Consider the following 11492-nt stretch of genomic DNA (forward strand, 5'->3'; position numbering starts at 1 on the left):
ATCCAACACTTCTCTTTCTACTATAAATATAATCCAGTTTAATAGCATTATATACTTAATATACCATATATTAGGTGTTGTTGTTATTTTATGGTTGATTTTTACGTTATTCCAGTTTATAACATAGTAAGATGGTGCCCCCTGCTGTAATCAGCAGTTGAGCAATCAGTCATTTATAAAAGGATTTTGAACGAGGGGAGATCTACATGAAAGGGAATTTGAGACTAATTATTACGATGCTTATTTTTGGAAGCATCGGGGTTTTTGTTAAAAAGATTGAGCTATCTTCAAGTGAAATTGCATTCTTAAGAGGGGTCATCGGAAGTCTATTTCTGCTTATTGCTAGTTTCCTTGTCAAACATAAGCCATCCTATCAAGCATTAAAAGAAAATGCCCTTCTGCTTCTTTTATCAGGCGCGGCGATTGGCCTTAACTGGATTTTTCTCTTTGAGTCCTATCGCTATACGACAATATCCAACGCGACGATTAGCTATTACTTCGCGCCGATATTTGTGATGATCTTAGCACCATGGGTTTTGAAGGAAAAACTGACGAGCGTAAAAGTTATTTGCATCGTGTCGGCAATGATTGGTCTGTTTTTAATCGTTAATCCTGGTGCTGGCGGTTCCAGCGCTTCACAGAATCATACATTAGGAATTTTCTATGGCCTTATAGCAGCAGCATTTTATGCGAGTGTTGTATTAATGAACAAATTCATCAAAAATTTATCCGGTTTTGAAATTACCTTAATCCAATTAATGGCCGCTGCTTTAGTCCTGCTTCCCTATATCTTGTGGCAGGGAAATCTTAATTTTGCTGGTTTAAACTCTACTTCGATAATTAATATTTTGATCCTTGGTATTCTGCATACCGGTTTAGCCTATTTTTTATATTTTACGTCCATCCAAGAACTAAAAGGACAAACAATTGCGGTTCTCAGCTATATTGATCCGATTTCTGCTGTGATTATTGCCGCGATTTTCTTAAACGAAGGCATGACCCTGATTCAAATGCTAGGCGGCGCGCTTGTCCTAGGCTCCACGTTCTTAAGTGAAAAACTAGAGGTAAAGGTCGCAAAAAAAGGTCAGACTCCCACTACATCACCGTAATGGCAGTCTGACCCCCACCAAAGAACTACAAATTTATTACAACAACTCTAAAACTTTACATATATCTTCCTAATCAATATATGATTTAAACGTTAAGTTCACTTTTTCATTCTACGGGGCCTTTTTACGAGTTCTCCGCCACAGTTGGGACAATTGGAGTCCATCTCATTATTACATTCACTGCAAAAAGTGCATTCATAAGTGCAGATATACGCATCTCCATCATCAACAAGAGGTTTATTGCATCGTTCACAAACCTTCCTCATTTCTAGAGCCATTCTTCATTCCTCCTCAATTTAATGCTTTCCTTTCAGGTTTTCCTTCATCAGTTTTGCGATTTGCAGATTATCATTTTCTTTGGAAAAATCCAGCTGCTTTATAACCAATTCTTGTCTTTCCACAGAATGGTTTTGACTCAATTTTGCCTTTCCCTCTATTTCGGTAATAGTTAATTTAAAAGCTACGATACCTTTACTCATTCCCTCGATAAAGCTTTTATCAATTTCACTTATTTGATAGGAGCTTTCTGGCACTTCGTATTTATTTACCATGTTTTGGAGGGAATCATATACTTCCTGTTCATTATGTAAAATTTCTACTTGGCCATACACGTGAACAGCTAAATAATTCCACGTTGGTACAGCCTGATCAGTTTCATACCAGGAAGGTGAGATATAGCCATGCGGCCCCTGAAAAGTAACAAGTACCTCCTGCTTTTCGATGTCCTTCCATTGATCGTTTGAACGGGCAAAATGTCCATATAAAGCCCCTTGCTCCTTGTTTAAAATTAACGGCAAATGAGTAGCATAGGGCCTGCCGTTATGCTGAGTAAACAATGTCGCAAAGCTATTTTTTTCAATAATTTCATGAATAAAATCAAGGTCCTCGATTTTAAAATATGTAGGAATATACATGTTTTCACCTCATCAATTCTGTTAATATTTGGAAAGCTTGCTTACGATGTAATTGAAATAAAACCCGCATTACAACTCTCCTCTTTAATTATGATATACTTTAGAAAGTTTGTTCAACAATGGAGGTCAACGTAGTGGAGTTACTTAAATCAAATATTTATTCGAAATCGACTTACACCATATGGCTTGTTATTGGGATTGTACTTGTAGCCTTTAATTTGCGACCTGCGATTACCTCAGTAGGACCGTTAATGGGAATGATTCAAAAGGATGTGGGACTAGCCCATTGGAGTGCAGGCTTATTAATGAGTTTGCCATTAATTGTTTTTGCCGTCATGTCACCGCTTGTCCCGAAGCTCGCCAATCGTATAACAAATGAGATGGCTTTAATAGCAGGTTTAACATCTCTTTTAGTCGGCATTGTCATTCGTTCTATTCCCATGGCGTTTTTTCTTTTCACGGGGACTCTTTTTATCGGGGTTGGGATTGCGATTGGAAATGTTCTTTTACCAGCCATTGCAAAGGATAAATTCCCAGAGCAATTCGGTTTAATGACAAGTGTGTATTCTACCTCAATGGGATTAATTGCATCACTAGCATCAGGAGTCAGTTTTCCTTTAGCAGAGGGGATGCACCTTGGCTGGAAGGGCGCCTTAAACGTGTGGGGTATTCCGGCTGTCTCAGCGATCTTGGTGTGGGCGTTTCTTTCTAAATTTAATCAAGGAAATCAAAAAGAAATCAAAAAAGTGACTCCAAGCTCTAATCAAGTCTGGCGTTCACCTCTTGCCTGGCAAATCGCTATATTTATGGGATTTCAATCTTTTTTATTTTATGTAACGATTTCTTGGTTACCTGAAATCTTACATAGTCACGGCATGAGTATGGAAACAGCAGGCTGGCTCTTGTCATTTAGCCAAATTGTGGGTCTGCCAGCTAGTTTCTTCATCCCTGTGCTTGCAGGACGATATCGATCACAAAAATGGATATCTTTCATGTTAAGCATGTGCTCAGTGATTGGTTATGGAGGATTACTGCTGGGATCATCCTATCCTATTTTAATCGTAAGTATTATGTTCATTGGAATTGCATTGGGCGGAACGTTTCCACTAGCTCTAAGCTATATCGGACTTCGCTCTAGGAGTGCCAGCCAGGCTGCCGATCTTTCTGGCATGACACAATCAACGGGGTATATCCTTGCGGCAGTTGGTCCCTTGTTTATTGGTTTTTTGTATGATTACACCCATATGTGGACCATTCCACTTATCACACTAATCCTAATCTCTGTCGTCGTTATGCTATTTGGTATGCTATCAGGCCGAGATCAATATGTATAGAGGGGGAACAATGTTTGGCTTGCTCCCCCAAGTCAAGTTTTCATTTCGGAAAGTATCTTCACATCGTTTATCTCGTATTTTTTAATATGTTCCGAATTTTATCCGTATAAATTTTACCTAAGTCTTTTTTAGTGTATTCAAAGTATTTCATACTAGATTCTTTCGGTATATCCATATTGACTAATTGTCTATCCAGCTTTTCAATCACAAAACGCTCGTCCTCATCATGATTCACTCCACCTACTTGAGCCAAATCAATCTTTGTACCGTCATTTAATTCAATAATGTAAAAGAAATCACCTTTTGAATGAGTAAATGCAGAAACTCGCCCCTTACCATACACTCCCGTTTTAATCTTAACGATATCGTTGTAGCGATACTCCTTACCCTGTGGAGATAAAAACGTATAATTGATAATCTGATCATTGGTTACTACAGTGACAGCTGAAACAATGGTATAAACCAAGACAATATTGAAGACGGTAAAAGCAGCAATCACTTGTTTTCTATATTTTTTAAAAATCTTCCCTTTTCTCCAGGCCTCTCTCCAATTTTTATTGAAAATGGCGAAAAAAAGCCCAAAAAGATAGATCTCAAAAATAATCACTAAACCAGAGTAGGGCGATTTGAAAATCCAGATGAGATAATCTTTCGGAATAAACAATGCTTCCTGAATGATGGAAATGAAAACAAAACTACCTATGGTTATTATAATGACAGCGATAAATGCAAGAACTCGTAGCATGGCTGCTTTTAGTATTTTCATAACAATGTCTCCAGTACAAGTGAACTTATTTTACTCAAGATTAACTGCTTTTTATTATGGAAGCAATAACTGGCATGAGGTTTCAAATAATAAATAGCAAATCTGATCGCACTGACAGAATTTTATTTTGAAGATTCGTGTCGATAATTATCAGAAAATTAGTATAAATTATACATTGATTTCACAATCACCCAAATGTTACCATTGAAAAGTAAGCGTTATCACCAAGGTTTCTCAATCTTTTAACAACACGAAATACATAGACTACTATTTTTATGGAGGGATTTTATGAGTCAACTAACAGCTGGTTTAAAAGAAAAGGTGGAAAAATTCTTAACTGGGAAAAAAAATCTTTATATTAATGGAGAATTTGTAGAAAGCCAATCTCAAAAAACCTTTGATACGTATAATCCTGCTACCGGTGAAGTATTAGCCTGTGTTTTTGAAGCTGGACCAGCTGATATTGATCTGGCTGTTAAAGCTGCCCGTAAAGCCTTTGATGAAGGACCATGGTCAAAAATGAGCGCCTCTTCTCGAAGCCGTCTTATGTATAAACTGGCTGATCTAATGGAAGAGAACAGTGAGGAACTAGCTCAGTTAGAGACTTTGGATAACGGGAAACCCATCCGTGAAACTACCAATGCAGACATTCCTTTGGCAGTTGAACATATGCGTTATTATGCAGGCTGGTGTACGAAGATTGTTGGACAAACAATTCCAGTTAATGGACCATTCTTAAACTATACGCGCCATGAGGCTGTAGGAGTAGTTGGACAAATTATCCCTTGGAACTTCCCTCTTCTTATGGCAATGTGGAAACTCGGAGCTGCCCTTGCAACTGGCTGTACCGTAGTCTTAAAACCAGCTGAGCAAACACCATTATCTGCACTTTACTTAGCAGAATTAATACAAGAAGCCGGATTCCCAGCTGGTGTTGTAAATATCGTACCTGGTTTTGGAGAAACAGCAGGCCAGCCGCTTGTAGATCATCCATTAGTTGATAAAATCGCTTTTACTGGTTCCACTGAAGTAGGGAAGCTAATCATGGCAAATGCTTCAAAAACATTGAAGCGAGTTACACTTGAACTTGGAGGCAAGTCACCGAACATCATTCTTCCTGATGCGGATTTAACAAAGGCCATTCCTGGTGCACTTAACGGTGTTATGTTCAACCAAGGCCAGGTTTGCTGTGCTGGCTCCCGTGTGTTCATACAGAAAAAACAGTTTGATAACGTTGTAGCCGATATGGCAAGTCATGCGAAAAAGATTAAACAAGGGGCTGGAATTCATGCTGATACTGAAATTGGGCCGCTTGTTTCTGCCGAGCAACAAAATCGAGTTCTTGGCTTTATTGAGAAAGGGCTAAACGAAGGGGCACAACTGGTAGCTGGCGGTGATAGACCTCAGGAGCAAGGTTACTTCGTCTCCCCTACTATCTTTGCAGATGTACGGGATGAAATGACTATTGCCAAGGAAGAAATCTTTGGACCAGTAATTTCTGCTATGCCATATGATGATTTGGATGAATTAATCAATCGTGCTAACAATAGCGAGTATGGACTTGCCGCTGGTGTGTGGACACGCGATATTGCAAATGGGCACTATATTGCCAACAAGCTTCGTGCCGGAACTGTTTGGGTAAACTGCTACAATGCTTTTGATGCAGCTTCTCCATTCGGAGGATATAAACAATCTGGTATCGGCCGTGAAATGGGATCCTATGCACTCGAAAACTATACAGAAGTGAAAAGTGTCTGGATTGCAATGAAGTAAACTATATATCTATTACAATAAAGATTAAGAAGGAACTCATTTTTGAGTTCCTTCTTTACGTATACCGAGAATCCAGTCTATGGAGTTCAAGGGGCCGGCGCTAAGCGCCCAGGAGGCTCCCCAGACCGCACGCGCCTGAAGCGCACAATTCAAACACAGCCAATTGATTAAAAACTATTCTATTAATATTTTTAGTTCTTCCATTTAATCGAACCCGTATCACTATGAGGATGACTATCAGACCTTAGTCTTTTGAATTCATCTTCTAATTCTGTCAAAGATAACTTCGAAAGTTGTTCCTCACTGTCAAATATTTTAAAATTAAGCAGGATATTCATTAATGTTTTCCTTCTCTGTTCTACAGCATTACGAAGAATATTCTCCATGTAACCCTCTCCTTTTGATCGTTTTGCTAGCTTTAGAGAAAAAGAAAAAGCATCATATCTTACTTAGCAATCCAATCATTTAAATTAAAATCTTTTTTGGCAAATTTGCCTTCCACAAGAAACTTTTTCGTCCCATCCAACAGCTTAAGTCCTTCCTCAGATAATGCTTTATTTTTTAAATTACTTAGCGGCAAAGAATCTTTCATGACATCGACTGGATATCCAATTTGTTCTGATTGGAATTGATAAAAATCATCAGGTTTTTTTAATAAATCCCCTAATGATTGTTTACGGACTTCATTCCAAATCGATAGAAAATCTGGATTCTTCGCTAAATAATCCTCGGTAATAACGGTGACGGTACTTCCCAGTAACTCTGGATGATCCTTTGCCTCATCAATGACTGGATATCCTTTAGACTTGATCAGCGGACCAGAGTTTGTTGGAAACGCATAGGCTGCAATGTCTTTTCGGTCTAAAGCCGCCTCCGCATCACTAGAAAGCATGCTGACAATCTTAACATCCTTATCCAAGCCCTTTTCCTTGAGTACCCCAGTTAAGTACCGATACATATACGATCCTAATTGCGTTGCAACCGTCTTTCCTTTTAAATCTTCAATGGACTTCACTCCATTTTTCGGAGTGATTAACCAGACATTGCTGTTAATAGCAGCTTGATTGATCAAACGTGTCTTCAACCCGTTGGATCTCCCTACAATCGCAGGAGTATCTCCTAAAATGCCCATATCCAATTCTCCTGCTGCTATAGCTTCATTCAATGGTGGACCATTTGGAAAAGCATGAAATTCAAATTTTTCTATGCCGATTTTTTTCAGTTTTTCCTGAAGGAATTGTTGTTGAATCCCCCATCCTTCTACTCCTGCCGGAATATTGTCTTTAGTTGATCCAATATAACCAATCCGTATGGTCGTTGACTGGGATTTATTAGCTTCCTTTGAGTTTGTAGAAGTAGCGTTGTTTGTGCACCCTCCAGCTACAGTCAATAAAGCAATCGCGATTAGGAACCCCATTACTCCTCTAATAAATGGTTTACGATTTCTGCTTACACTCATAAAATATCCTCCTACTAGATCATTAATGTCCTGGTAATTTGCTCATTAATTGAAACATTTTATAGGAAGCATCTGAAGCTGCCCCTGGGCTCTGACCTTTTCCCCAGCCAATTTCTCTTCGATAGCTTCCCAAAACCCCGCTTTTTACAAGTTCCTGCTCGTTTACTGTCACTTCATCTACATTTGGAGAGACATACATTGCATCTACAGGGCAATAGATTTCACACATAAAGCATGTCTGGCAATCATCCTTACGGGCGATCACAGGAACTTTCCCTTTTTCTTGATCAAATACACCAGTAGGACAAACGGAAACACACAAACCACAGCTTACACATTTTGATGAACTAATGAATTCAATCATCTTCTCACTCCTTCCTGCTTATGCAATGGTTTATCAGGTTTGACCCAGATTTCATCCAGTCCTCCAGTAAGAATTCGATAGTGAAAATTCGGATTTTGGTCCTTATAATCTAAACGCTTATGCATCCCCCGTGTCTCTCGCCGCTCTAAGGCTGAAGAATACATCCAGCGAGCGGTTGCCGTCATTGCGGCAGATTCTCTTACCCTCACAACATTTGCATCATTTGCAAGGAGACCTAATCGAATTTCCTCCCAAATCTGGTCAAGACGCTGTAAGGACGATTGGAGTATTTTTTCATTTCTAAATAAGTTAATTTCAGTAGGCGTCACTTCTGCACGGACACTTTCGGTAATTTCATATAATACCGTTCCTTTTTTGTTTGATTTGCTCCATCCCGCTGCAATCGGTGTTGTAGAAATACCTGCTACTTCCCGTTTTGGGGCGTTTGACCCTAGGTTTAGTGCATACTCACCTGCTGCTTCACCGGCCCAAGAACCTGATGACATCGCCCAAGCCGCATTATGGCTGCCTCCGCCTGTAAATCCTCCGCAAATAAATTCTCGGGTCGCCGCATCTCCAGCTGCATATAATCCTGGCACCTTCGTTTCACACTTCTCATTAATAAGGTGGATACCACCTGTTCCGCGTACGGTTCCTTCTAATCTCAAGGTCACAGGAAACCGATCCGTAAATGGATTAATACTCAAGCGGTCAAAAGGAACGAAGAAATTTGGCTGTGCTTGGCGCATCCATTTCTGCATTTCCTCATCTGCTTTATCAAGCCTTGCATAAACCGGCTGTGTTTGCAGTGTTTTCGCTATCACTGACCGACCTCTTTGTGAACCTGCACCTTCAATGATGGAACCATCCTGATAATAAAAGGTGGCCCATGTATAAAAAGCGGTTTTGGTTACCGATGAAAAAGCGGGAGCAATGGCATAGGCATTTGAAAATTCCATCCCCGACAGATTGGCCCCTGCTTCTGCGGCGAGTAAATAGCCATCACCGGTTAAAACATTTGTGCCCAATGCTCTACTTAAAAAGGCACAGCCTCCAGAAGCGATGACTACGGCTCCGGCCTTTACTTTCCAGCGTTCCCCCGTTTCACTAAAAATTCCTGCTGCTCCGCCAACACCGTGTTCATCTGCCAGAAGCTCAAGCGCCGGGCTATGATCCCAAATTTTAACCCCTGCTTTTTTCACCTGCTTCCGCATCAACCGCATATAATCTGGCCCCTGCAGACTTTTTCGATGTTTATATCCATCATCATCTAGCGGAAAAGGATATCCCCATGTATCTAACTGATTGACATTGCGGTACGTTCGATTTAATACGTTTTTCATCCATTTTCGATCCTGCAAATATCCGCCAAGCGCTTCTCTGCTTTTCATTGCTTTTTCTTGCTCCTCCGGAGTTGGATTCACATACCAAACTCCAGTCCCAGATGGCGCCGTCGCCCCACTTGTTCCACAATACCCCTTATCAACGAGGATAACCTTTGCTCCTTTTGATGCTGCATGAATAGCCGCCCAAGTCCCTGAAGGTCCACCCCCGATCACTAATACATCGGTTTCAACTTCCCGTTCTCCCTTTTGTTGTATTCCTAAATATTTACTCATGACTACTAACCTCCCTGTAGTGGAAATCTCTAAACAATAAGTATCTAGTAATCTTAATAATCCTTAACGATTAGATGGTCCGAACTTTTTTTTGCAAAGATTCCTGTATGTGAGACGGTTTTCCTCCCATAACTCGATCAAGAATGAACCTCTCAAAATAGACAAATTTGCTATCCTTTATGCGGGGGCGGTCAAGCGTTATCGCAATATCCATTGTTACTTCCCCCTCTTCTATCAAAAGGACACGATCTGCTAAAGAGACAGCTTCACTCACGTCATGGGTAACCAGAATGGCCGTAAATTTTTGTTCAAGCCACAATTTTTCTATCAATTGCTGCATTTCGATCCTAGTCAGTGCATCTAGAGCTCCAAGTGGTTCATCCAGCAGAAGTAAGCGTGGTTCGCCTGCTAAGGCACGGGCTAGCGCGATCCGCTGTCGTTGTCCTCCAGATAGAACAACCGGCCATTCATCAGCACGATGCTCGAGCCCAACTAATGACAAAGCGGCTTTGGCTTCTTCTTTAGACCGAGATTTCGTCCCAATCTGAACATTTGTCAGGACCTTCTTCCACGGCAGTAAGCGTGCATCCTGAAACATGATTCTTGAATCCGTATGATTGCGTTTAACGATCTCTTCATCTGCATGGACAACCCCATTACTGACGGATTCCAGCCCTGCGATCAGTCTGAGTAATGTACTTTTTCCGCATCCGCTTCTTCCTACGATGGCCACAAACTCACCTGGTTTGATCGAAAGATTCACCTCCTTCAATACCTTGTTGTTACCAAATGATTTTTCCACTTTTGTAAGCTCCAGCTGTAATCCATTTTGGTTTCTTGCCATCTTGTTCACTCTCACTTTCTATAAAAATACTTGTTTTCGTAAATAATGTTGTTATAACCCAAGGAGAATCACATTTTGTGGAAAATCACTCTCTAAATTTTAGGAATTTATGATTTATTTATCGACTTTTCCCTTTAATGGGCGAATTTGAAAAGCACCAAACTTTTAGTTAGAGAATCCTTAACTATTTTTTGTACGGTTATAATTAGGGTGCCATTGCAGCCAATGCTTCTCTAAAAACTTAGCAGCGGAATCGGAAAGCTTTCCAAGAATGGCATAAAGTAAAATGCTGACCACCACGATATCCATATGCATAAACTCTCTTGCATTCATAGCCATATAGCCAATCCCTGAATCGGCTGATATCGTTTCAGCCACAATGAGAGACAACCACATGATCCCTAGTGCATAGCGGAGACCTACCAAAATGGATGGTAACGCTCCAGGAAGAATGACCATGATAATTAAATGAAGCGATTGAAGTCCGTACACCTTCCCCATTTCAATTAGTCCCTTATCAACGGACCTGATGCCATGGAAGGTATTAAGATAGATGGGAAACGCCACGCCAAGTGCAACAAGAAACAATTTGGATGATTCGCCAATCCCAAACCACAAAATCACGATCGGGATAAGAGCTAAGTGAGGAATAGTCCGCACCATTTGAATCGAACTATCTAATAGTTTTTCGGAAGTTCTTGATAGTCCATTTGCTATACCAAGGATAAAACCAATACTGCCGCCGATGATAAATCCAATAAACGCCCTCTTAGCACTTACCCCCATGTTTTCCCATAGAACACCTTCCTTACTTAATTGAATGAATGCCTGTAATACCTCAAGCGGTGTGGGTAAAATATCTTGGCCAATTAGCCCGATTTGACCTAACACCTGCCAGATAACTAGAACGAGAATTGGCACCACCCATGTTGACCATTGTTGACGAATCGAATATCTTAAACGTCTCATAAAATCAGCTCCTTTCATTTGGATAAAAAAAGAGACTTCTCATAGGTACGAGAAGTCTCTATCTGAATAGTCGACTAGTTTTATAAATTTTTTGAAACAAAAAAGGAAACACATATAGTTGTGTCTCCAGTTGTCTGGTAACATTATTCTTTTTAACAAGCATGAAAACACTTTGGTTGAAAATTTTCAATTCCGACAATACTCATCTGATTACTTAATAGGATATTACCATCACCCGATTTATCCTGTCAATAAATAATTGGAAAATTAATAATTTTAATTCAAATCTTCAGGTGTCAGGCACCATGTGAATTTTTCACATGGTGCCTGACACCTTTACT

At 40.1% G+C, this 11492-nt stretch carries 12 protein-coding genes; 3 read left to right on the forward strand and 9 right to left on the reverse strand.

Going from position 1 to position 11492, the window contains the following annotated elements; translation table 11 throughout:
- The first annotated feature begins 206 nt into the window (after window positions 1–206).
- Window positions 207–1109 carry a DMT family transporter gene (locus V7137_RS23200; RefSeq protein ID WP_335700259.1) on the forward strand — a complete coding sequence of 301 codons (903 nt, stop codon included), beginning with the start codon at window positions 207–209 and terminating at the stop codon, window positions 1107–1109.
- Window positions 1110–1207: 98 nt separating this feature from the next.
- On the opposite strand, the gene V7137_RS23205 is transcribed toward V7137_RS23200, so the two are convergent.
- Window positions 1208–1387, reverse strand: coding sequence for a DUF1272 domain-containing protein (locus tag V7137_RS23205; RefSeq protein WP_335700260.1), 180 nt, complete (start codon window positions 1385–1387; stop codon window positions 1208–1210).
- 18 nt (window positions 1388–1405) lie between these two features.
- The gene (locus V7137_RS23210) at window positions 1406–2023 is read right to left on the reverse strand and encodes an FMN-binding negative transcriptional regulator (RefSeq protein WP_335700261.1); all 618 of its coding nucleotides are present in this window, start codon (window positions 2021–2023) and stop codon (window positions 1406–1408) included.
- A gap of 134 nt (window positions 2024–2157) precedes the next feature.
- Between V7137_RS23210 and V7137_RS23215 the strand changes: the two genes are divergently transcribed.
- On the forward strand, window positions 2158–3357 hold the full coding sequence (locus tag V7137_RS23215; RefSeq protein WP_335700262.1) for a CynX/NimT family MFS transporter: 1200 nt from the start codon (window positions 2158–2160) through the stop codon (window positions 3355–3357).
- A 67-nt stretch (window positions 3358–3424) separates the two neighbouring features.
- On the opposite strand, the gene V7137_RS23220 is transcribed toward V7137_RS23215, so the two are convergent.
- Window positions 3425–4123 carry a hypothetical protein gene (locus V7137_RS23220; RefSeq protein WP_335700263.1) on the reverse strand — a complete coding sequence of 233 codons (699 nt, stop codon included), beginning with the start codon at window positions 4121–4123 and terminating at the stop codon, window positions 3425–3427.
- A gap of 288 nt (window positions 4124–4411) precedes the next feature.
- On the opposite strand from V7137_RS23220, the gene V7137_RS23225 reads away from it, so the two are divergent.
- Window positions 4412–5896, forward strand: coding sequence for an aldehyde dehydrogenase family protein (locus V7137_RS23225; RefSeq protein WP_335700264.1), 1485 nt, complete (start codon window positions 4412–4414; stop codon window positions 5894–5896).
- 191 nt (window positions 5897–6087) lie between these two features.
- On the opposite strand, the gene fbpA is transcribed toward V7137_RS23225, so the two are convergent.
- The 6 genes from fbpA to ssuC form a co-directional block, all read right to left on the reverse strand.
- Window positions 6088–6282, reverse strand: coding sequence for a Fur-regulated basic protein FbpA (fbpA, locus tag V7137_RS23230; protein WP_335700265.1), 195 nt, complete (start codon window positions 6280–6282; stop codon window positions 6088–6090).
- A gap of 59 nt (window positions 6283–6341) precedes the next feature.
- Window positions 6342–7355, reverse strand: a complete 1014-nt coding sequence (locus V7137_RS23235; protein ID WP_335700266.1) for an ABC transporter substrate-binding protein — start codon at window positions 7353–7355, stop codon at window positions 6342–6344.
- Window positions 7356–7377: 22 nt separating this feature from the next.
- Window positions 7378–7719, reverse strand: coding sequence for a ferredoxin family protein (locus tag V7137_RS23240; protein WP_335700267.1), 342 nt, complete (start codon window positions 7717–7719; stop codon window positions 7378–7380).
- Complete coding sequence (locus tag V7137_RS23245; RefSeq protein ID WP_335700268.1) at window positions 7716–9338, reverse strand: FAD-binding protein; 1623 nt, start codon at window positions 9336–9338, stop codon at window positions 7716–7718. The genes V7137_RS23240 and V7137_RS23245 overlap by 4 nt, the downstream gene beginning before the upstream one ends.
- Window positions 9339–9408: 70 nt before the next feature.
- Complete coding sequence (locus V7137_RS23250; RefSeq protein ID WP_335700269.1) at window positions 9409–10182, reverse strand: ATP-binding cassette domain-containing protein; 774 nt, start codon at window positions 10180–10182, stop codon at window positions 9409–9411.
- Between the two features lie 180 nt (window positions 10183–10362).
- Complete coding sequence (ssuC, locus tag V7137_RS23255; RefSeq protein WP_335700270.1) at window positions 10363–11151, reverse strand: aliphatic sulfonate ABC transporter permease SsuC; 789 nt, start codon at window positions 11149–11151, stop codon at window positions 10363–10365.
- Window positions 11152–11492: the final 341 nt, after the last annotated feature.

Origin of the sequence: Neobacillus drentensis (assembly GCF_036962765.1) — a bacterium.
In the GTDB taxonomy this organism is placed as follows: domain Bacteria; phylum Bacillota; class Bacilli; order Bacillales; family Cytobacillaceae; genus Neobacillus; species Neobacillus drentensis_C.

Coding starts and splice junctions, on each gene's coding strand:
- V7137_RS23200 (WP_335700259.1), top strand. CDS start 207: ATGAAAGGGAATTTGAGACTAATTATTACGATGCTTATTTTTGGAAGC.
- V7137_RS23205 (WP_335700260.1), bottom strand. CDS start 1,387: ATGGCTCTAGAAATGAGGAAGGTTTGTGAACGATGCAATAAACCTCTT.
- V7137_RS23210 (WP_335700261.1), bottom strand. CDS start 2,023: ATGTATATTCCTACATATTTTAAAATCGAGGACCTTGATTTTATTCAT.
- V7137_RS23220 (WP_335700263.1), bottom strand. CDS start 4,123: ATGAAAATACTAAAAGCAGCCATGCTACGAGTTCTTGCATTTATCGCT.
- V7137_RS23225 (WP_335700264.1), top strand. CDS start 4,412: ATGAGTCAACTAACAGCTGGTTTAAAAGAAAAGGTGGAAAAATTCTTA.
- fbpA (WP_335700265.1), bottom strand. CDS start 6,282: ATGGAGAATATTCTTCGTAATGCTGTAGAACAGAGAAGGAAAACATTA.
- V7137_RS23235 (WP_335700266.1), bottom strand. CDS start 7,355: ATGAGTGTAAGCAGAAATCGTAAACCATTTATTAGAGGAGTAATGGGG.
- V7137_RS23240 (WP_335700267.1), bottom strand. CDS start 7,719: ATGATTGAATTCATTAGTTCATCAAAATGTGTAAGCTGTGGTTTGTGT.
- V7137_RS23245 (WP_335700268.1), bottom strand. CDS start 9,338: ATGAGTAAATATTTAGGAATACAACAAAAGGGAGAACGGGAAGTTGAA.
- V7137_RS23250 (WP_335700269.1), bottom strand. CDS start 10,182: ATGGCAAGAAACCAAAATGGATTACAGCTGGAGCTTACAAAAGTGGAA.
- ssuC (WP_335700270.1), bottom strand. CDS start 11,151: ATGAGACGTTTAAGATATTCGATTCGTCAACAATGGTCAACATGGGTG.